General features: G+C 68.4%; 18 protein-coding genes and 2 tRNA genes. 12 read left to right on the top strand and 8 right to left on the bottom strand.

Annotated features, from left to right (window positions below; genetic code table 11):
• Positions 1-22: 22 nt before the first annotated feature.
• Positions 23-622, bottom strand: a complete 600-nt coding sequence (wrbA, locus tag A5680_RS21110; RefSeq protein WP_067822766.1) for an NAD(P)H:quinone oxidoreductase — start codon at positions 620-622, stop codon at positions 23-25.
• Between the two features lie 107 nt (positions 623-729).
• Here wrbA and serA point away from each other — a divergent pair, with 107 nt between their 5' ends.
• Positions 730-2,316: a phosphoglycerate dehydrogenase gene (gene serA, locus A5680_RS21105; RefSeq protein ID WP_055403318.1), complete on the top strand. Its 1,587-nt coding sequence runs from the start codon at positions 730-732 to the stop codon at positions 2,314-2,316.
• Positions 2,313-3,323 carry a 3-isopropylmalate dehydrogenase gene (locus tag A5680_RS21100; RefSeq protein ID WP_067822762.1) on the top strand — a complete coding sequence of 337 codons (1,011 nt, stop codon included), beginning with the start codon at positions 2,313-2,315 and terminating at the stop codon, positions 3,321-3,323. The genes serA and A5680_RS21100 overlap by 4 nt, the downstream gene beginning before the upstream one ends.
• Here A5680_RS21100 and A5680_RS21095 read toward each other — a convergent pair.
• Complete coding sequence (locus A5680_RS21095; protein WP_067822759.1) at positions 3,223-4,527, bottom strand: MFS transporter; 1,305 nt, start codon at positions 4,525-4,527, stop codon at positions 3,223-3,225. The genes A5680_RS21100 and A5680_RS21095 overlap by 101 nt on opposite strands.
• 107 nt (positions 4,528-4,634) lie before the next feature.
• Here A5680_RS21095 and A5680_RS21090 point away from each other — a divergent pair, with 107 nt between their 5' ends.
• From A5680_RS21090 to A5680_RS21075, 4 genes are all read left to right on the top strand, one after another.
• A complete protein-coding gene (locus A5680_RS21090; RefSeq protein WP_055403330.1) occupies positions 4,635-5,432 on the top strand; it encodes a fumarylacetoacetate hydrolase family protein in 798 nt (265 codons plus the stop codon).
• Positions 5,429-6,898: a glutamate--tRNA ligase gene (gene gltX, locus A5680_RS21085; RefSeq protein WP_082970442.1), complete on the top strand. Its 1,470-nt coding sequence runs from the start codon at positions 5,429-5,431 to the stop codon at positions 6,896-6,898. The genes A5680_RS21090 and gltX overlap by 4 nt, the downstream gene beginning before the upstream one ends.
• 147 nt (positions 6,899-7,045) lie before the next feature.
• Positions 7,046-7,117 (top strand) — tRNA-Gln (locus A5680_RS21080).
• 85 nt (positions 7,118-7,202) lie between these two features.
• A tRNA-Glu gene (locus A5680_RS21075) sits at positions 7,203-7,275 on the top strand.
• 5 nt (positions 7,276-7,280) lie between these two features.
• Here the strand turns inward: A5680_RS21075 and A5680_RS21070 are convergent.
• Positions 7,281-7,793 carry a pyridoxamine 5'-phosphate oxidase family protein gene (locus A5680_RS21070; protein ID WP_067822756.1) on the bottom strand — a complete coding sequence of 171 codons (513 nt, stop codon included), beginning with the start codon at positions 7,791-7,793 and terminating at the stop codon, positions 7,281-7,283.
• Between the two features lie 155 nt (positions 7,794-7,948).
• On the bottom strand, positions 7,949-8,650 hold the full coding sequence (locus A5680_RS21065; protein ID WP_055403314.1) for an IclR family transcriptional regulator: 702 nt from the start codon (positions 8,648-8,650) through the stop codon (positions 7,949-7,951).
• 86 nt (positions 8,651-8,736) lie between these two features.
• On the opposite strand from A5680_RS21065, the gene leuC reads away from it, so the two are divergent.
• From leuC to A5680_RS21050, 3 genes are all read left to right on the top strand, one after another.
• A complete protein-coding gene (gene leuC, locus A5680_RS21060) occupies positions 8,737-10,164 on the top strand; it encodes a 3-isopropylmalate dehydratase large subunit (RefSeq protein WP_055403313.1) in 1,428 nt (475 codons plus the stop codon).
• Positions 10,165-10,189: 25 nt separating this feature from the next.
• Positions 10,190-10,786 (top strand): 3-isopropylmalate dehydratase small subunit, encoded by a 597-nt coding sequence (leuD, locus tag A5680_RS21055; RefSeq protein WP_055403312.1) that lies wholly within the window; start codon positions 10,190-10,192, stop codon positions 10,784-10,786.
• A 210-nt stretch (positions 10,787-10,996) separates the two neighbouring features.
• On the top strand, positions 10,997-11,632 hold the full coding sequence (locus A5680_RS21050; protein ID WP_055403311.1) for an HU family DNA-binding protein: 636 nt from the start codon (positions 10,997-10,999) through the stop codon (positions 11,630-11,632).
• A gap of 65 nt (positions 11,633-11,697) precedes the next feature.
• On the opposite strand, the gene A5680_RS21045 is transcribed toward A5680_RS21050, so the two are convergent.
• The 3 genes from A5680_RS21045 to cofC form a co-directional block, all read right to left on the bottom strand.
• Entirely contained in the window at positions 11,698-12,627 is a 930-nt protein-coding gene (locus A5680_RS21045; RefSeq protein ID WP_067822754.1) for an NUDIX hydrolase, read from the bottom strand.
• A 76-nt stretch (positions 12,628-12,703) separates the two neighbouring features.
• Positions 12,704-14,893, bottom strand: a complete 2,190-nt coding sequence (locus A5680_RS21040; RefSeq protein WP_055403309.1) for an RNA degradosome polyphosphate kinase — start codon at positions 14,891-14,893, stop codon at positions 12,704-12,706.
• Positions 14,894-14,972: 79 nt separating this feature from the next.
• Entirely contained in the window at positions 14,973-15,626 is a 654-nt protein-coding gene (cofC, locus tag A5680_RS21035) for a 2-phospho-L-lactate guanylyltransferase (protein WP_067822752.1), read from the bottom strand.
• A gap of 102 nt (positions 15,627-15,728) precedes the next feature.
• On the opposite strand from cofC, the gene A5680_RS21030 reads away from it, so the two are divergent.
• Together A5680_RS21030 and A5680_RS21025 are read left to right on the top strand one after the other, a co-directional pair.
• Positions 15,729-16,748: an NAD(P)H-dependent glycerol-3-phosphate dehydrogenase gene (locus A5680_RS21030; RefSeq protein ID WP_055403307.1), complete on the top strand. Its 1,020-nt coding sequence runs from the start codon at positions 15,729-15,731 to the stop codon at positions 16,746-16,748.
• Positions 16,749-16,822: 74 nt separating this feature from the next.
• The gene (locus A5680_RS21025; protein WP_055403306.1) at positions 16,823-17,935 is read left to right on the top strand and encodes a D-alanine--D-alanine ligase family protein; all 1,113 of its coding nucleotides are present in this window, start codon (positions 16,823-16,825) and stop codon (positions 17,933-17,935) included.
• A gap of 106 nt (positions 17,936-18,041) precedes the next feature.
• Here the strand turns inward: A5680_RS21025 and A5680_RS21020 are convergent, their stop codons facing one another.
• Positions 18,042-18,614: a DUF3515 domain-containing protein gene (locus tag A5680_RS21020; protein WP_067822749.1), complete on the bottom strand. Its 573-nt coding sequence runs from the start codon at positions 18,612-18,614 to the stop codon at positions 18,042-18,044.
• Positions 18,615-18,756: 142 nt separating this feature from the next.
• Here A5680_RS21020 and A5680_RS21015 point away from each other — a divergent pair, with 142 nt between their 5' ends.
• Positions 18,757-19,719 carry a thiamine-phosphate kinase gene (locus tag A5680_RS21015; RefSeq protein ID WP_067822745.1) on the top strand — a complete coding sequence of 321 codons (963 nt, stop codon included), beginning with the start codon at positions 18,757-18,759 and terminating at the stop codon, positions 19,717-19,719.
• Positions 19,720-19,743 lie beyond the last annotated feature (24 nt).

Raw genomic sequence — 19,743 nt, 5'->3', positions numbered from 1 at the left:
CACTCTGGCGTGACGCTCGGCGTTAGGAACCCAGCCGACCGGCGACCTCGACCACCCGGCGCGCCAAGTGCTCGAGGGCATTCTCGGTGGCCTCGTCGAACTCGTGGATGTTGTCGTGCGTCGACACCAGGCTGACCCCATACGGATTGCCGTCGACGAACTTGCACGGGTCGGTGTAGCCGGGCGGGACGATGATGCCGCCGAAATGCATCAGCGTGATGTAGAGCGAAAGCAGCGTGGTTTCCTGACCGCCGTGCAGCGTGTTGGACGACGTGAAGGCCGCGTACACCTTGTCCGCGAGCTTGCCCTCGGCCCACAACCCGCCCAGCGAGTCCAGGAAGTTGCGCAATTGCGCGGCGGGAGAACCGAAGCGGGTCGGCGAACCGAAGATCACCGCATCCGCCCACACGATGTCCTCACCCGTCGCCGCCGGAAGGTCCTTCGTCGCTTGATAATTGGCGGTCCAGGCCGGGTTCTGGGCGAACGATTCCGGGTCGCGGGTCTCGGCGACGTGCCGAAGGCGGACTTCGGCGCCGGCGGACTCGGCCGCGGCGGCCACGCGTTGCGCCATCGCGGTGTTATGCCCGGTCGCCGAATAGTAGATGATCGCGAGTTTGGTCATCAGCGCATCGTAGGACCTCACCGACCCGCGCCCAACCGCCGTCGGTGCAGGTTACGGCAGTGGTGAGCCCGTCGATGCCCGTCAAACGCAGCCGATAGGCTGGCCGGGTGAATCTGCCTGTTGTATTGATCGCCGACAAACTCGCCCAATCGACCGTCGCCGCCCTGGGAGACCAGGTCGAGGTGCGCTGGGTGGACGGGCCGGACCGGGAGAAGCTGCTGGCCGCGGTGCCGGAGGCCGACGCGCTGCTGGTGCGCTCGGCCACCACCGTCGACGCCGAGGTGCTGGCGGCCGCCGCCAAGCTCAAGATCGTGGCCCGCGCCGGGGTGGGGCTGGACAACGTCGACGTGGACGCCGCGACCGAGCGCGGCGTGCTGGTGGTCAACGCCCCCACCTCGAACATTCACAGCGCCGCCGAGCACGCGTTGGCGCTGCTCCTGGCGGCCGCCCGGCAGATCCCGGCCGCCGACGCCTCCCTGCGCGAGCACGCCTGGAAGCGGTCGTCGTTCAACGGCACCGAGATCTTCGGCAAGACGGTCGGCGTGGTGGGCCTGGGCCGGATCGGGCAGTTGGTCGCCCAGCGCTTGACCGCCTTCGGCACCCACCTGGTGGCCTACGACCCGTACGTGTCGCCGGCCCGGGCCGCGCAGCTGGGCATCGAACTGCTGCCGCTCGACGACCTGTTGGCCCGCGCCGACTTCATCTCGGTCCACCTGCCGAAGACGCCCGAGACGGCGGGCCTGATCGGCAAGGAAGCGCTGGCGAAGACCAAGCCGGGCGTCATCATCGTCAACGCCGCCCGCGGCGGCCTGATCGACGAGGCCGCGCTGGCCGAAGCGGTGAGCAGCGGACACGTGCGGGCGGCCGGCATCGACGTGTTCGCCAAGGAGCCGTGCACCGATAGCCCGCTGTTCGAGCTGCCCCAGGTGGTGGTGACCCCGCACCTGGGTGCGTCGACCTCCGAGGCCCAGGACCGGGCGGGCACCGACGTCGCCGAGAGCGTGAAGCTAGCGCTGGCCGGGGAATTCGTTCCCGATGCCGTCAACGTCGGCGGCGGTGTGGTCAACGAGGAGGTGGCGCCCTGGCTGGACCTGGTGCGCAAGCTCGGGGTACTTGCCGCCTCGCTGTCCGACGGGCCGCCGGTATCGGTGTCGGTTCAGGTGCGCGGCGAGCTCGCGTCCGAAGACGTTGAGGTGCTGAAGCTTTCGGCTCTGCGTGGGCTGTTCTCGGCGGTGGTCGAGGGTCCGGTCACCTTCGTCAACGCGCCGGCGCTGGCCGAAGAGCGCGGCGTCAGCGCCGAGCTCACCACGGCCTCGGAAAGTCCGAACCACCGCAGCGTCGTCGACGTCCGCGCCGTCGCTCACGACGGCACCGCCGTCAACGTCGCCGGCACGCTGTCGGGGCCGCAGTTGGTGGAAAAGATCGTGCAGATCAACGGCCGCAACTTCGATCTGCGCGCGCAGGGCACCAACCTCGTGATCAACTACGCCGACGAGCCCGGGGCGCTGGGCAAGATCGGCACCCTGCTCGGTTCGGCGGGCGTGAACATCCAAGCCGCGCAGCTGTCCGAGGACGCCGAAGGCCCGGGCGCGACGATCCTGCTGCGGCTGGATCGGGACGTGCCGAGCGAGGTGCGGTCGGCGATCGGCGCGGCGGTGGGCGCGAACAAGCTTGAGGTGGTTGATCTTTCGTGAAGCTCGCGGTGATCGGCGGCGACGGCATCGGGCCGGAAGTCACGGCCGAGGCCGTTAAGGTCCTCGATGCCGTGCTGCCCGGCGTCGAAAAGACCGAATACGACCTGGGCGCCCGGCGGTATCACGCCAGCGGTGAACTGCTGCCGGAATCGGTGCTCGCCGAGCTGCGCCAGCACGACGCCATCCTGCTCGGTGCGATCGGCGATCCGTCGGTGCCCAGCGGCGTGCTGGAGCGGGGCCTGTTGCTGCGGTTGCGTTTTGAGTTGGATCATCACGTCAACCTGCGACCGGGGCGGCTGTATCCCGGGGTGAGCAGCCCGCTCGCCGGGAACCCCGACATCGACTTCGTCGTCGTGCGCGAGGGGACCGAAGGCCCATACACCGGCACGGGGGGTGCGATCCGAACCGGCACGCCCCACGAGGTGGCCACCGAGGTCAGCCTCAACACGGCCTTCGGTGTGCGCCGCGTGGTGGCCGACGCATTCGAACGCGCGCAGCGTCGCCGCAAACACCTGACGCTGGTGCACAAGACCAACGTGCTGACCTTCGCCGGGAAGCTGTGGGCGCGGATAGTCGCCGAGGTCGGGGAGGAGTACCCCGGCGTCGAGGTCGCCTACCAACACGTCGACGCCGCCACCATTTTCATGGTCACCGACCCCGGGCGCTTCGATGTGATCGTCACCGACAACCTGTTCGGCGACATCATCACGGACCTGGCGGCGGCGGTGTGCGGCGGAATTGGCTTGGCCGCCAGCGGAAATATCGACGCCACCCGGACCAATCCATCGATGTTCGAGCCGGTGCACGGCAGCGCGCCGGACATCGCGGGTCAGGGCATCGCCGACCCGACCGCCGCGATCATGTCGGTGGCGTTGCTGCTCGCCCACCTCGGTGAGGACGAAGCCGCTAGCCGGGTGGACCGGGCCGTTGAGACCTATCTGGCGACACGTGGGCACGAACGGCTCGCCACCACCGAAGTCGGCGAACGGATTGCCGCCGCGCTGTAGTTTCCAGTCCGGGCGGGAGCAACCGCGCCGGCACCAGCGGCACCGCTGCGACCGGGAACAGCCCGCACAGTATCCACGCGTTCGGATATTTCGCGGCCGTGATGAGCGCGCCGAACAGCGGTGGCGCGACGCCCGCCATCACTCGTTGGGTGGTGTTCTGGATGCCCAGCGCGCGGCCACTCCAGAAGGGTCCGGCGAATTCGGTGATGGCCGTGGCCTCTAACCCGTTGTCGAGCACGGCGATCACCGAGATCACGACCATCAGGGGCGCCTGATAGCCCGAGTTCAGAAAGTCGGCCCAGGCCAATAGGAACAGGGTGACGGCGGCGGCGATCGCGATGATGCGGACCGGCCGCATTCGCGATCCCACCCGGTCCGACCAGCGGCCCACCAGGACGCGGCCGATCGCGCCCAGCAGCTGCGAGAGGGTGACGAGGCTGCCGGCGGCCGCGACCGACCAGTGCAGATTCTTGATCAGCCACACCAGCATGAATGTCACGGTTACCGTCTGCGGCACCATCATCAGACCCGCCACGGCGTGAATTCGCCACAGTGTCAACGATCCTCGGTACGGGCTGGCGAGTTCCGAGAGGGTGGCGTCGGCCCGCGGCTTTCGGGGCGGATCGATGATACCGACCGCGCTGGCTACCGCGCCCAACGCGCACGCCAACGCGGTGAACCTGAGCCCAGAGCTGGGGCCGTGCTCGGCCAACTCCGGAATCACCAGCGCCCCCAAGGCGATTCCGAGGGGTTGCGCGGTTTGGCGGAAGCCCATGGCCAGGCCGCGTTGCTGCGGCGGGAACCACGCCGACACCAGCCGCCCGCCGGCGGTGTTGCAACTGGCCGCGGCCATGCCGCCGAGGAACAGGTAGACGGCCATCAGCACCATCGAATGCGCGGACGCCGCCGCGAAGGCCGCCACCGCGGTGAGCGCCGAGCCTGCGGCCATCACCAGTCGCTCGCCCACCCGGTCCAGTACGTAGCCCCACATCACCAGGGTGACCACCATGCCCCAACTGGGCATCGAGGACAGCAGACCGGCCTCGTCGAGCGGGATTCCGCGCGCTGATTGCAGCGAGGGAATGAGGAACGCGACACCGTTGATGAAGAGGAAGGAACTCGCGGTGGCGATTAGCGATACCACCATGATGGACCAGCGCCCAGCCGCGCCCAGCTCGCGCGTGGAGGCCGCGTCCGTTTGCATTCCCCATGCTTGCACAGCCGGGTGAAAATGCTGGTAAGGCTTGCGCGACGGCCTTACGTGCGATGCCCCTCGCCGCCGCGCTCGCGGCCGTCACTAGGCTCAACGAAATGCGCCTTGGTCGAATCGCCAGCCCCGACGGTGTCGCCTTCGTCAGCATCGAGGGCGAACTCGCCGATCCCGCCGCAATGGTCGCCCGCGAGATCGCCGAGCATCCGTTTGGCGCGCCGAACTTCACCGGCCGGTCGTGGCCGCTTGCCGATGTGCGGCTGCTGGCCCCGATATTGGCGAGCAAGGTGGTCTGCATCGGCAAGAACTACACCGATCACATCGCGGAGATGACCGAGCTGACCGGCCCGGCGGCACCGGACCCCATCATCTTCCTCAAGCCCAACACGGCCATCATCGGCCCGAACGTGCCGATTCGGTTGCCGGCCAACGCATCACCGGTGCACTTCGAGGGGGAGTTGGCGGCCGTCATCGGCCGGCCCTGCAAGGACGTCTCGGCCGCCGAGGCCGCCGACAGCATCCTCGGCTACACCATCGGCAACGACGTGTCGGCCCGCGACCAACAGAAGGCCGACGGACAGTGGACCCGGGCGAAGGGGCACGACACCTTCTGCCCGGTCGGGCCGTGGATCGTCACCGATGTCGATCCCGCGGACCTCGAAATCCGAACCGAGGTCAACGGCGAGGTCAAGCAACACAGCCGGACCTCGCTGATGATCCACGACATCGGCGCGATCGTCGAATGGATCTCGGCCGTGATGACGCTGCTGCCGGGCGATCTGATCCTGACCGGAACGCCCGCCGGCGTCGGTCCGATCGAGGACGGCGACACCGTCGCCATCACCATCGAGGGGATCGGCACGCTGTCCAATCCCGTGGTCCGTAAGGGAAAGTCGTGACCGACGAAACGAAAGTCCGCGTCAGGTTCTGCCCGTCGCCCACGGGCACCCCGCACGTCGGGATGGTCCGCACCGCGCTGTTCAACTGGGCCTATGCCCGGCACACCGGCGGCACCTTCGTCTTTCGCATCGAGGACACCGACGCCGAACGTGACAGCGAGGAAAGCTATCTGGCGCTGCTCGACGCGCTGCGTTGGCTCGGCCTGGACTGGGACGAGGGCCCGGAGGTCGGCGGGCCCTACGGCCCGTACCGTCAGTCGCTGCGCAAAGAGATCTACCGCGACGTGGTGGCCAAGCTGCTCGAGGCGGGCGAGGCCTACTACGCGTTCTCGACCCCGGAAGAGGTTGAGGCGCGCCACATCGCGGTGGGCCGCAACCCGAAACTGGGTTACGACAACTTCGACCGGCAGCTGACCGACGCGCAGCGCGCCGCGTTCCTCGCGGAGGGCCGCAAGCCGGTGGTGCGGCTGCGGATGCCCGACGAAGACCTCGGCTGGAACGACCTCGTGCGCGGGCCCACCAACTTCGCCGCGGGCTCCGTGCCGGACTTCGCGTTGACCCGCGCCAACGGAGATCCGTTGTACACCTTGGTCAATCCGTGCGACGACGCGTTGATGAAAATCACCCACGTGCTGCGGGGCGAGGACCTGCTGCCGTCGACCCCGCGGCAGCTCGCCCTGTACCAGTCGCTGATCCGGATCGGCGTCGCCGAGCGCATCCCGGAGTTCGCCCACCTGCCAACGGTATTGGGGGAGGGAACCAAGAAACTCTCCAAGCGCGACCCGCAGTCGAACCTGTTCGCCCACCGCGATCGCGGCTTCATCCCCGAGGGGCTGCTCAATTACCTCGCGCTGCTCGGCTGGGCCATCGCCGACGACCACGACGTGTTCAGTCTCGACGAGATGGTGGCCGCCTTCGACGTCGTGAACGTCAATTCCAATCCCGCGCGGTTCGACCAGAAGAAGGCCGACGCGCTCAACGGCGAGCACATCCGGATGCTCGAGCCGGCGGACTTCGCCGGTCGGTTGCGTGCCTACTTCGAGGCGCACGGCCACCGCCTCGGATTGGATGACGCGGCGTTCGCCACCGCCGCGGACCTGGTGCAGACGCGCATCGTCGTGCTCGCCGACGCGTGGGAGCTGCTGAAGTTCCTCAACGACGACGAATACGCCGTCGACCCCAAGGCCGCCGCCAAGGAACTCGGCGCGGACGCGGCCGCGGTGATGGCGGCGGCGCTGACCGCGCTGGACGGCGTGGCCGACTGGACCACCGCCGACATCGAGTCCGCCCTCAAGGCCGCGCTCATCGACGGCCTGGGCCTCAAACCGCGCAAGGCCTTTGGCCCGATCAGGGTCGCCGCCACGGGAACGACGGTCAGCCCGCCATTGTTCGAATCGCTGGAGCTGCTCGGCCGCGACCGCAGCCTGCTGCGGCTACGCGCCGCGCGCGAAACGGTCGGCGGGTAGGCGACGACCTCGCGTGCGGATTGTGTGCCGAGTGTTTGGTAGTCTGCACTGCGGTTTACAAAGGCCGACAACGGCGGGCAGCGGCGGTCTCCCGAGCAGGGTGAAAAGGCTCAGGATGGCCGCTGACCAGCGGTTTTAGGCAGCCAATGGGGTATGGTGTAATTGGCAACACAGCTGATTCTGGTTCAGCCATTCTAGGTTCGAGTCCTGGTACCCCAGCAAAATCGCGCCACCTCAAGCGATTAGGTGGGCTTTTGGGGTGTGAGCTATGCTGGCACTCCGGATCGTCTCTGGATCGTTTCTTGGCCCCGTCGTCTAGCGGCCTAGGACGCCGCCCTCTCACGGCGGTAGCGTGGGTTCGAATCCCATCGGGGCTACAAAATTATTGACCGGTTCCTAACACGGCCGGTGCCGTGGAGCCGCCCACCGGCATGGCCGGCAACCCAAGTTTGCGGTGGTCCCACGAGCGGGCGCGCCGGGCCACTATGCGCACGCAGACGCGCTTGTTCATCATCTGCTCCACGAAGGGCTTCATGTCGTCCGTGTAGGGGCCGGTGTAGCGCTCCCAGACGCTGACCCCGACCCGGTGCGCGACGTCCGGATCGTCGACGATCTCCGCGACACCCTCGAACGACACCCCGCGCAGCGTGTCATAGGTGTGCCCGTCCTCGATCAGGAAGCTCACCCGCGGATCCCGGTTGAGGTTGACCGCCTTCTGCGACTTGGCCTTGGTCTCCAGCCAGATTTGGCCGTCGACGACGGCGTACCACATCGCGGTCAGATGCGGCTGACCGTCGGGGCCGATGGTGGCCAGCGTCCCGGTGCGGCTCTTGTCGACGAAGTCCGCGATTTCGTCCGAGGACATGACGATGCTCGCGCGCTGATTCGTTCCCATGGCGGTCAGTCTGTCAGGACACGTTCGTCGCGTGTGCACCGGTGGCGTTCAGTGTGCGCCGATGGCATCGAGTGTGCGGGTGCGGCGGGATTTTGGCGATTTCGCCGCCGTAGTTACACCCCCGACGCCATCGATGCACACTCGACTCGACGGCCCTACAGCCGCCGGGTCAGCGCCTCGGCGGCCGACAACAGATCGGCGGCCCAGCGTGCACCGGGCCGACGGCCGATCCGGTCGACCGGTCCCGACACCGAGATGGCCGCGACGACGGCACCGCGGCTGTCGCGCACGGGAACCGAGACGCTCGCGACTCCGGGCTCCCGCTCGGCCACGCTTTGCGCCCAGCCGCGTCGCCGCACCTCGGCCAGCGTGCGCTCGGTGAACTTGGCCGTCGGGAGCACCGCCTTCTGGGTCGCCGCGTCGCTGTGGGCCAGCAGCACCTTGGCGCCCGAGCCCGCCGTCATCGGCAACCGCGCCCCGACCGGGACCGTATCGCGAAGGCCCGCAGCGGGTTCCAGGGCCGCCACACACACCCGGGCCGTGCCCTCCCGGCGGTAGAGCTGCACGCTCTCCCCGGTGGTCTCGCGCAACAGGGGAAGCACCCCGGCGCTGGCGGCCAGCAGCGGATCGTTGACGTGAGCGGCGAGCTCGCTGACGGCCGGCCCGAGCCGCCACCGCCCTTCGTCGTCGCGGGCCAGCAGGCGATGGACTTCGAGCGCGGCGGCCAGCCGATACGCCGTGGCCCGGGGCAGCCCGGTGCGTTCGCACAGTTCGGCCAACCCGCAGGGGGATTGGGCGATCGTGTGCAGTAGACCCACGGCTTTGTCGAGGACGCCGATGCCGCTATGCTGTCTCACAGGAAGATACTAGCGTCTCGCATTCTGAGATCACAGCCCAAGGTCGATCGGCGAGCCGCGCTTGAGGGAATCGAGGCGAATACGCGATGGGATCCGGCAAGCCGCGCACCCTGGCCGAAAAGGTGTGGGACGACCACGTTGTGGACAAGGGGAGCGCCGCCGAACAAGGAGGGGCGCCCGACCTCATCTACATCGATCTGCATCTGGTGCACGAGGTCACCAGCCCGCAGGCTTTCGACGGGCTGCGCCTGGCCGGCCGGGGAGTGCGGCGCCCCGACCTGACACTGGCCACCGAGGACCACAACGTGCCGACCGTCGACATCGACAGGCCGATCGCCGATCCGGTGTCGCGCACCCAGGTCGAGACGTTGCGCCGCAACTGCGCCGAATTCGGCGTCCGCCTTTATCCGATGGGCGATATCGAGCAGGGCATCGTGCATGTCGTCGGGCCGCAGCTGGGCCTCACCCAACCGGGAATGACGGTGGTCTGTGGGGATAGTCACACCTCGACGCACGGCGCCTTCGGCGCGCTGGCGATGGGCATCGGCACCTCGGAGGTCGAGCACGTGCTGGCAACCCAGACGTTGCCGCTGCGGCCGTTCAAGACGATGGCGGTCAACGTCGACGGGGAATTGCCCGCCGGTGTGACGGCCAAGGACATCATCCTCGCGTTGATCGCCAAGATCGGCACCGGCGGCGGGCAGGGGCACGTGATCGAATACCGCGGCAGCGCCATCGAATCGCTGTCGATGGAAGGCCGGATGACGATCTGCAACATGAGCATCGAGGCCGGCGCCCGCGCGGGCATGGTGGCACCGGACGCCACCACCTTCGAATTCCTGCGCGACAAGCCGCACGCGCCGCAGGGCGCGCAGTGGGACGCGGCGATGCGCTATTGGCGGGAGCTGCACACCGACCCCGGTGCGGTCTTCGACACCGAGGTCCATCTCGACGCGACATCATTGAGCCCGTTCGTGACGTGGGGAACGAACCCGGGGCAGGGCGTGCCGCTGGCCGCGGCCGTGCCCGACCCGGAGCTGATGACCGGCGACGCCGAGCGGCAGGCCGCCGAGAAAGCGTTGGCCTACATGGACCTTCGACCGGGTACTCCGATGCGCGATATCGCGGTCGACACGGTGTTCGTCGGCTCTTGTACCAACGGTCGTATCGAAGATCTGCGGGTCGTCGCGGATGTGCTGCGCGGCCGCAAGCTGGCCCCGGGGGTGCGGATGCTCGTGGTGCCCGGCTCCATGCGGGTACGCGCCCAGGCCGAAGCCGAAGGGCTGGGTGAGGTTTTCACCGCAGCGGGCGCCGAATGGCGACAGGCCGGTTGCTCGATGTGCCTGGGGATGAATCCGGATCAGCTGGCGCCGGGGGAGCGGTGCGCGGCGACGTCCAACCGCAACTTCGAAGGGCGCCAGGGGAAAGGCGGCCGCACGCATTTGGTGTCTCCGGCCGTTGCCGCCGCGACAGCAGTTCGCGGCACCCTGTCCGCCCCGGCCGATTTGAACTGACCCAATCGAGTAAGAAGGCATCAGCATGGAAGCATTCACCACCCACACCGGCATCGGTGTGCCGTTGCGGCGGTCCAATGTCGACACCGATCAGATCATTCCGGCGGTGTATTTGAAGCGCGTCACCCGAACCGGTTTCGAGGACGGTTTGTTCGCGAGCTGGCGCTCGGATCCCTCATTCGTGCTTAACCTCAGCCCCTTTGACCGGGGGTCGGTCCTCGTCGCCGGACCCGATTTCGGGACCGGGTCGTCGCGCGAGCACGCGGTGTGGGCGCTGATGGACTACGGCTTCCGGGTGGTCATCTCGTCTCGATTCGGTGACATCTTCCGGGGCAACGCCGGCAAGGCGGGCCTGTTGGCCGCCGAAGTTTCCCAAGACGGCGTGGAACTACTTTGGAAGCTGATCGAGCAGAGCCCGGGACTGGAAATCACTGCCAATCTTCAAGATCGAAATATCACCGCGGGAACGACGGTGCTGCCGTTCAAGATTGACGACCACACCGCCTGGCGACTGTTGGAAGGGCTCGACGATATAGCCCTTACGCTGCGGAAACTCGACAAAATCGAGTCATACGAAGCCGCGTACCCGCAGTGGAAACCGCGCACTCTGCCCGCTCCCTGAACGGTCGAGAAGGCCGGAATTTTTTCTCGCCCACCTAACTAACCGGGCCGATTTCCAACTCCGCCACCGGTCAAGGGCGGCAACCGGATTGCGAAACTTCGCAATGCCCGACCCTGAAATTGCGCGTGGCTCTTGGAAATTTGCTGGGTGAGGGTTTACCGTGTGCACTAGTCGGTTCAAATCGAGGACCACTAGCGTCGGAGGGATTGGATGAATAAGGCAGAGCTCATTGATGTGCTCACACAGAAATTGAACACCGACCGACGGCAGGCGACCGCTGCCGTCGAGAACGTCGTCGACACCATTGTGCGCGCGGTGCACAAGGGCGACAGCGTGACCATTACCGGGTTCGGTGTTTTCGAGCAACGGCGCCGCGCGGCGCGGGTGGCCCGCAACCCGCGTACGGGCGAGACGGTGAAGGTGAAGCCGACCTCCGTCCCGGCGTTCCGTCCCGGTGCTCAATTTAAAGCGGTTGTCTCTGGCGCACAGCGTCTCCCGTCGGAAGGACCTGCAGTGAAGCGTGGTGTAGTTTCAAGCGGCGCGGCCAAGAAGACCGCTGCCAAGAAGGCCCCCGCCAAGAAGGCCGCGGCGAAGAAGGCCCCGGCTAAGAAGGCCGCGGCGAAGAAGGCTCCCGCCAAGAAGGCTCCGGCCAAGAAGACCGTCGCCAAGAAGGCTCCGGCCAAGAAGACCGTCGCCAAGAAGGCTCCGGCGAAGAAGGCCGTCGCCAAGAAGGCTCCGGCCCGCAAGGCTCCGGCCAAGAAGGCCGCAACCAAGGCTCCGGCCAAGAAGACCGCCGCAAAGAAGGCTCCGGCCAAGAAGGCCACCGCGCGTCGCGGTCGCCGCTAGGCGGCAGTAGATCAAACGCGAATACCCTTCGGGTCGCAGCGATGCACCCGAAGGGTATTCGCGTGTTACGCCCGCACGTTGGCGGCCAGCGCGCCGCCGATGTGGTCGGCCGCCACCAGCTTGCCGCCTGACAGCGACAGCACCCAGGTGCTGCCCTTGTGATTGCGTGACTTGTCCGGACGCACACCGTCCCGCTCACACCACCACGCGATCAAGTCGGGGATCACCTTGCCCTGTGTGCAAATGACCGGTGTGCCTTGCTGCCCGGCGATGTCGAGGATCCGACGCCGGGCGCGTTTGGGGCTTTTGGCGTAGGACTCCTCGGTGAGGGTCGGCTCGTTGCGCACGGTCACGCCCAACTCCTCGGCCAGCGGTTCCACCGTCTGGTGGCAGCGCAGCCGGTCCGCCGCGTACACGTCGGTGGCGCCGAAGGCCAGCAGCTGCGGAACCAGCGCCTCCGCCTGGGCGCGTCCCCGTTTGTCCAGCGGTCGCTGGGTGTCGTCGCCCTTGAAGCGGGACTTCCGGCCGGCCGTGCCGTGCCGCACCACCACCACGGTGTGCGTGTCGGCGGGATGTTTCGTGAAGTGACGCAACATCTTTCGATCGTGGGAATAGCTGAGCATTTTCAGCGCGTCGGTTATCGGGACCCACACCAATTCGTCGACCTCGTTGCCGGGGGTGAACTCACCGCCGGTGCTGCGCGCTGCCCAGTAGTACACCTTTTTGACGCCCGCCTCGATCGGGTAGCTCACCATGTCGAGCCGCCTGCCCAGGATGGCGTGCTGCCCCGTCTCCTCGCACACTTCCCGCACCGCGGCGACGGGCGCCGTCTCGCCCGGGTCCACCTTTCCCTTCGGCAGTGACCAGTCGTCATAGCGGGGGCGGTGGATCACCGCGATCTCGAGGCCGGGGTTGGCCGAATCGGTCGGTCGCCACAGCACCGCTCCGGCGGCGTGCACGATCCGGCTTCCCGAACGCGAGCTCTTGGTCGGCAAATCAACTCCTGCAGGTCAATTCGGTCGGGGCCGCGCGGTGCGGACGGGGAACAACCGTAAATCACCACACAGGGGGTTACGGACTGCGGTGCCGCTCCATCAACGACACTTGGTGATCGCGCACGGTGTGGCCCTCCTGCGGCGACGCGATCCACTGCCCGTCGGGCCCGAGCTCCCAGCAGCGGGTGGACGGATCCAGCGCGGACTCGAACAGGTCGTCCAGGTATGAGGTCAGCCGCGGGTCCTTGACCTGAACCAACGCCTCGACGCGCCGGTCGAGGTTGCGGTGCATCATGTCGGCGCTGCCGATCCAGAACTCGTTGATGCGATTGAAATGCATGATGCGCGAATGCTCCAGGAAGCGGCCGAGGATCGAACGGACCGCGATGTTCTCGGAGAATTCGTCGGCGCCGGGGCGCAGCGCGCAGATGCCGCGCACCACCACCTCCACCCGCACGTCGGCCATCGACGCGCGATAGAGCGCGTCGATGACCTGCTCGTCGACGAGGGCGTTCATCTTCAGCCGGATCCGCCCGTTGCCGTGTTCGCGGTGGGCGGCGATCTCGCGCTCGACGCGTTCGATGATGCCGGTGCGAATTCCGTGCGGGGCCACCAGAAGATTGCGATAGGAGACCTTGCGCGAGTAGCCCGTCAGCGAATTGAACAGGTCGGTCAGGTCCGCGCCGATCTCGGGCGACGCCGTCAAGAGCCCGACGTCCTCGTACAGTCGCGCCGTCTTGCCGTTGTAATTGCCGGTTCCGATATGGCAATAACGGCGGATCGCCGAACCCTCGCGGCGCACCACCAGGCAGGTCTTGCAGTGCGTCTTGAGCCCGACGTAGCCGTAGACGACATGCACGCCCGCCTGCTCCAGCGTTCGCGCCCAGCGGATGTTGGCCTGCTCGTCGAAACGCGCCTTGATCTCCACGAGCGCCACCACCTGCTTGCCCGCCTCGGCGGCGGCGATGAGCGCCCGAACGATCGGCGAATCGCCGGATGTGCGGTACAGCGTCTGCTTGATCGCCAGCACATTCGGATCGGCCGCGGCCTGCTCGATGAATCGCTGCACGCTCGTGGAGAACGATTCGTACGGATGATGAAGCAGCACATCGCCTTCGCGCAGCGTCGCGAAGATGCTCCTGGGCGTCTCGCGATCGACGAACGCGGGGCTGGTGGCGGGGACGAAAGCCGGGTCTTTGAGCGCCGGCCGGTCGACGCTGTAGACCTGCCACAATGACGACAGGTCCAGCAGGCCCGGCACCTCGATGACGTCGCCCGGATTCACGTCGAGTTCGCGCAGCAGCAATTCCAGCATGCTCTCGGTCATGTCGTCGGCGACCTCGAGTCGCACCGGGGACCCGAATCGCCTGCGCGCCAATTCCCGTTCCAGGGCTTGCAGCAGGTCTTCGTCGCGGTCCTCTTCGACCTCGTAGTCCGCGTTGCGGGTAATGCGGAAAGCGTGATGCTGAACGATCTCCATGCCCGGGAACAGCACCGGCAGGAAGGCCGCGATCAGCTCTTCCATTGGCAGGTAGCGGATTATCCCGGACCCCTCGGCCTCGTCCGTATGGCCGCGGGCGCCCAATTCGACGAACCGATCCACGTTGTTGGGCACCTTCACCCGCGCGAAGTGCTGGCCGCCGTCCTCGGGTTGGCGCACCATCACCGCCAGGTTCAGGCTCAGACCACTGACGAAGGGGAAGGGGTGGGCGGGGTCGACGGCGAGGGGAGTCAGCACGGGGAAGACCTGATCGTGGAAATAGGTCGACAGTTCGTCGCGCTCGCCCTGATCCAAATCGGCCCACGTGACTATATGTATGCCTTCCTCGGCGAGCGCCGGGCGCACCGAATCGAGGAACACCCGCGCGTGCCGGGTCGCGATGCGTTGGGTCTGCTCGCCGATGAGGGCCAGTTGCTCGCGCGGCGTCAGGCCGTCGGCCGAGCGAACCGACAGCCCCATCTCGTCGCGGCGCTTGAGCCCGGCGACGCGGACCATGTAGAACTCGTCGAGGTTGGAGGCGAAGATGGCCAGGAACTTGGCTCGTTCCAGCAGGGCCAACGAATTGTCGGCGGCCAGCGCCAGCACGCGGGCGTTGAAATCGAGCCAGCTCAGTTCCCGGTTGAGGTAGCGGTCCTCCGGCAGGTCGGTGATGGCGGACGGCGTCGCGGCGGGCGGTGCCGCCACGGCCGAGTCCGGATGCCACAGATTCTCGTCGGGGCGCGCCTCGGCTTCGGTTTCAGTCACCCTGCGATCATTGCTCATCACGCGCCGATGCTGCTAGCGCTCGTTGGACATCCATTCCCCGTTGGCACGACGTTCACCCCGACGACAGGTACCGCCAGGTTCACTGCTGCACCAGCGCCCGGGCGGTCGCGGCACCGACCCCCAGCCGGCGCGCGGCGGCGAGGTCGTCGGGAGTGTCGACGTCGCAGCGCAGGCCCGGCCACGCGCCGGTCAGTTCGATCGCACCCGAACGCCGATGCCGCGCCGCCGAATCGGCGCCGAACTGCGGATCGAGCTGGGCGCCGAAGGCGAACAGGGCGGCGGTTCCGGTCGCCAGCCGGTCGGCGACGAAGCTGCGCCGGTGCTGCCGCGCCGCGGCGATCGCCTCGGCCAGCTCCTGTGTCTGCAGCGCGGGCAAATCGCCTTGCAGCACAACGATATTCGGGAAGAACCCACCCACCGCCCGCTCCGCGGTGGCGATGGCGTTGTTCAGCGGGTCGCCGTGCCCCTCGGGCGTCGGGTCGGCCAGCACCTCGGCCCCCAGCTCGGTGGCCGCCGCGGCCGCGGCCTCGTCGGGGGTGACGACCGTAATGGAACCCAACGCATCAACGCGGGTCGCGGCCGTGAGGGTGTCGATCAACATGGCGAGCACCACGCTCTCCCGGGTGCGCGCCGAGAAAACCGGGGCCAGCCTCGTCTTGGCCGCGGCCAACCGCTTGACGGCGACAATCAGGGCGACGTCTTTACCCGCGTCGTCGGCTCGTATGCCGCTCATGACATCTCATCCTGCCAGCGACGGACGCGCTGGCTCGCGTGACGTCCGCTGATCTAGGGTGTAGCGGCTGCAACACGCTGGAGAAAAAGACGGGGGTGGTTGATGACCGGCTCGAACGGCGCCGTCGCGGTCATGGGTGCCGGCGCGTGGGGCACCGCGCTGGCCAAGGTGCTCGTCGAGGCCGCGGAACCGGACGCGGAGGTCACGCTGTGGGCCCGTCGCTCTGATGTGGCGGACCGCATCAACGCCACCCGATCCAACCCCGACTATCTGCCCGGCACAGCGCTGCCGGCCGGCATTCGCGCCACCACCGACGCGGCCGACGCGCTCGACGGCGCCTCGACCGTGCTGCTGGCGGTGCCCGCTCAAACGATGCGCGCCAACCTGGAGGGGTGGGCGCCGCTGGTGCCCGACGGTGCCACCCTGGTCAGCCTGGCCAAGGGCATCGAGCTGGGCACCCTGATGCGGATGAGTCAGGTCATCGTGTCGGTGACGGGGGTGGACCCGGCGCAGGTCGCGGTGATCTCGGGACCGAACCTGGCCAGCGAGATCGCCGAATGCCAGCCCGCCGCCACGGTCGTCGCGTGCAGCGATTCCGGCCGGGCCGTCGCGCTGCAGCGCATGCTGAACACCGGCTACTTCCGCCCCTATACCAATAGTGATGTCGTCGGCACCGAGATCGGCGGCGCCTGCAAGAACGTCATCGCGCTCGCGTGCGGCATGGCGGCAGGCGTCGGGCTAGGCGAAAACACCGCGGCTGCGATCATCACCCGGGGTCTGGCCGAGATCATCCGGTTGGGGATCGCGCTCGGCGCCAAGGGCGCCACGCTGGCCGGCCTGGCCGGGGTGGGCGACCTGGTGGCGACGTGCACGTCGCCGCAGTCGCGCAACCGGTCCTTCGGCGAACGCCTGGGCCGCGGCGGGACGATGGAGTCGGCGATGCAGGCGGGCGGTGGCCACGTCGTCGAGGGCGTGACGTCGTGTGAATCGGTGCTGGCGCTCGCGTCGAGTTACGACGTGGAGATGCCGCTCACCGACGCCGTGCACCGGGTCTGCCACAAGGGGCTGTCGGTGGACGAGGCGATGGCCCTGCTGCTGGGCCGCAGGACCAAGCCCGAGTGATCATCGACCGAAAACCCCAGCTAGCGACCCGCCGCCCGGCCCGAGCGCCGCGCAACCGGTAGCCTCTTTAGGTTGTGAGTGCCAGCGGGAACCGCGTGCGCGTCGCCGTCGTCTTCGGCGGGCGCAGCAACGAGCACGCCATCTCGTGCGTGTCCGCGGGCAGCATCCTGCGCAACCTCGACCCGCAGCGGTTCGAGGTGGTCGCGGTCGGCATCACCCCGGAAGGGTCCTGGGTGCTCACCGACGGTGACCCGGACGCGCTCGCCATCACCAACCGGCAACTGCCAGAGGTCACGGCTCAGTCGGGCACGGAGCTGGCCCTGCCGGCGGACCCGGGCCGCGGCGGCCAATTGGTCTCCCTGTCGCCCGGGGCCGGTGAGGTGCTGACGTCCGTCGACGTGGTGTTCCCGGTGCTGCACGGTCCCTACGGCGAGGACGGCACGATCCAGGGCCTGCTGGAACTGGCCGGGGTGCCTTACGTCGGCGCGGGCGTGCTGGCCAGCGCGGCGGGCATGGACAAGGAGTTCACCAAGAAGCTGTTCGTCGCCGAGGGGCTGCCGGTGGGCCCGTACGCGGTGCTGCGCCCGTCGCGCTCGACCCTGCGGCCCGAGGAGTGCGAGCGGCTGGGCCTGCCGGTGTTCGTCAAGCCCGCCCGGGGCGGCTCCTCGATCGGGGTCACCCGGGTGTCGAGCTGGGACGAGCTGGCCGCCGCCGTCGCTTTGGCACGCCGCCACGACCCGAAGGTGATCGTGGAGGCGGCGATCACGGGCCGCGAGCTGGAGTGCGGAGTGCTCGAAATGCCCGACGGCACAATCGAAGCCAGCACATTGGGCGAGATCCGGGTGGCCGGGGTGCGGGGACGTGAGGACTCGTTCTACGACTTCGCCACCAAATATCTCGACGACGCAGCCGAATTGGACGTGCCGGCCAAAGTCGACGACGACATCGCCGACGCCATCCGGCATTTGGCGATCCGGGCGTTCAAGGCCATCGACTGTCAGGGTCTGGCCCGCGTCGACTTCTTCCTCACCGACGACGGGCCGGTGCTCAACGAGATCAACACGATGCCGGGGTTCACCACGATCTCGATGTACCCGAGGATGTGGGCGGCCAGCGGCGTGGACTATCCCACCCTGTTGGCGACCATGGTGGAAACGGCGTTGGCGCGCGGGGTGGGTTTGCGCTAGTGGCGATCGCGAGCGCGGCGTGGCCGGGCGAAGCGGGTCGCCACCATTGGATTAGTGGCGATCGCGAGCGCGGCGTGGCCGGGCGAAGCGGGTCGCCACCAAATGGCTAGTGGGCTGGCCCCGGGTTGATCGGCACCGCCGCAATGGTGTGATCGATCAATTCGGAGAGTTGCTGAATGGGCGTCGGGCCCGACCCCGACGGCAGCGTGAGCGCCACATACACCGGCCGGTCCACGGCATACCAGGTGGATCGGCCCGCGTCACCGGCGGATTGCTGCTCGGGACGCACCTCGAACCACTGCACCCGGTCGACGACCTGAATCGGGGACCCGACCACGAACTCGGCGGGGCGGTCGAGCCCGCAGCGCAGCACCACGGGCTGACTGTCGGGCCCGGCGCGCCACGCGGTGGCGCCCTGGGGCGCCGGCTGCGCGATGGGCGCGCGTTGATAGTCGCCGAGTCGCTGCGGCAGGGCCCCGGCCAGTGCCCGGCACGCGGGGCTGTCGGCCTGCGGCGCCGGGGCGGCCGCCAGGGCGACCGGTTGCGGCGGCGCCTGGCGGTTGGCCGCGATCACCAGTATCGCGCCGATCGCCACGACGGCCACGGCGACCGCGGCGATGATCAGCGCGGTCGGCGGTCCCTCGTCCCCGGCGGGGCCGGTATCGGCGTCGGTCGTCACCGCCCGCGCACCTCCTATCTCTGGCACGACGGCGCGGGGCTCTACACTGGCGCGGGCCGCTCGCGCGGGCAGTTACTGAACTTACCGCAGGTCGGAGAGCGGATAGCGGGCCGCACGGGCCCGGACGCGCGGAGGAGGTGGCGTGCCCGACGACGCATCGAATCCCACCCTGCAGCAACTCGGTGAGTTCACCGTCATCGATCGGCTGGTGCGCGGCCGCCGACAGCCGGCCGCGGTCGCGGTCGGGCCCGGCGACGATGCGGCCGTGGTGCAGGCCCGGGACGGGCGCCTCGCGGTGTCGACCGACATGCTGGTGCAGGACCGGCACTTTCGCCTGGACTGGTCGACGCCCCACGACGTCGGCCGCAAGGCCATCGCCCAGAACGCCGCGGACATCGAGGCGATGGGCGCGCGCCCAACGGCGTTCGTGGTCGCGTTCGGCGGGCCCGGTGACACCCCGGTAGCGGAGGTGGACGCGCTGGTCGGCGGGATGTGGGACGAGGCCCAGCGCATCGGCGCGGGCATCGCCGGCGGCGATCTGGTCAGCTGCCCGCAGTGGGTGATTTCCGTGACGGTACTGGGCGAGCTGGACGGCCGCGCGCCGGTGCTGCGGTCCGGCGCCAAGGCGGGCTCGGTGATCGCGGTAGCCGGTGAACTGGGTCGCTCGGCGGCGGGGCTTGCCTTGTTCGGCAAGGGGATTGAGGGTTTCGACGCGCTGCGCCGGCGGCATCTGGTTCCCCAGCCGCCCTACGGGCAGGGGGTGGCCGCGGCGGCCGGGGGAGCCCAGGCGATGATCGACGTCTCCGACGGCCTGGTCGCCGACCTGCGCCACGTCGCCGAGGCGTCCGCGGTGACGATGGACCTGTCGACCGCGACGCTGGCGGCGGACCGCGACGCACTGAGCGCCGCGGGCGCCGCCGTCGGCGCCGACCCGTGGCCGTGGGTGCTGGGCGGCGGCGAAGACCACGCCCTGGTGGCCTGTTTCGCCGGACCCGCACCGGCCGGATGGCGCATCATCGGGCGGGTGCTCGAGGGCAAGCCCGATGTGGTTGTCGACGGGCGCGAGTGGACGGGTTACGCCGGCTGGCAGTCGTATGACCGTTAGGGTGGCGCGGTGAGTGAAATGGGG

Origin of the sequence: Mycobacterium sp. E2989 (genome assembly GCF_001667595.1) — a bacterium.
Classification (GTDB): Bacteria; Actinomycetota; Actinomycetes; order Mycobacteriales; family Mycobacteriaceae; genus Mycobacterium.
Note: the sequence above shows the minus strand (reverse complement) of the source record. Positions and strands in the feature narration are given on the sequence as shown.

Bases quoted from the DNA above. Each gene is read 5' to 3' on its own strand.
- A5680_RS21095 (WP_067822759.1), bottom strand. From the start codon at position 4,527: ATGCAAACGGACGCGGCCTCCACGCGCGAGCTGGGCGCGGCTGGGCGC.
- cofC (WP_067822752.1), bottom strand. From the start codon at position 15,626: ATGAGCGGCATACGAGCCGACGACGCGGGTAAAGACGTCGCCCTGATT.
- wrbA (WP_067822766.1), bottom strand. From the start codon at position 622: ATGACCAAACTCGCGATCATCTACTATTCGGCGACCGGGCATAACACC.
- A5680_RS21070 (WP_067822756.1), bottom strand. From the start codon at position 7,793: ATGGGAACGAATCAGCGCGCGAGCATCGTCATGTCCTCGGACGAAATC.
- leuC (WP_055403313.1), top strand. From the start codon at position 8,737: ATGGGATCCGGCAAGCCGCGCACCCTGGCCGAAAAGGTGTGGGACGAC.
- A5680_RS21050 (WP_055403311.1), top strand. From the start codon at position 10,997: ATGAATAAGGCAGAGCTCATTGATGTGCTCACACAGAAATTGAACACC.
- leuD (WP_055403312.1), top strand. From the start codon at position 10,190: ATGGAAGCATTCACCACCCACACCGGCATCGGTGTGCCGTTGCGGCGG.
- A5680_RS21090 (WP_055403330.1), top strand. From the start codon at position 4,635: ATGCGCCTTGGTCGAATCGCCAGCCCCGACGGTGTCGCCTTCGTCAGC.
- A5680_RS21030 (WP_055403307.1), top strand. From the start codon at position 15,729: ATGACCGGCTCGAACGGCGCCGTCGCGGTCATGGGTGCCGGCGCGTGG.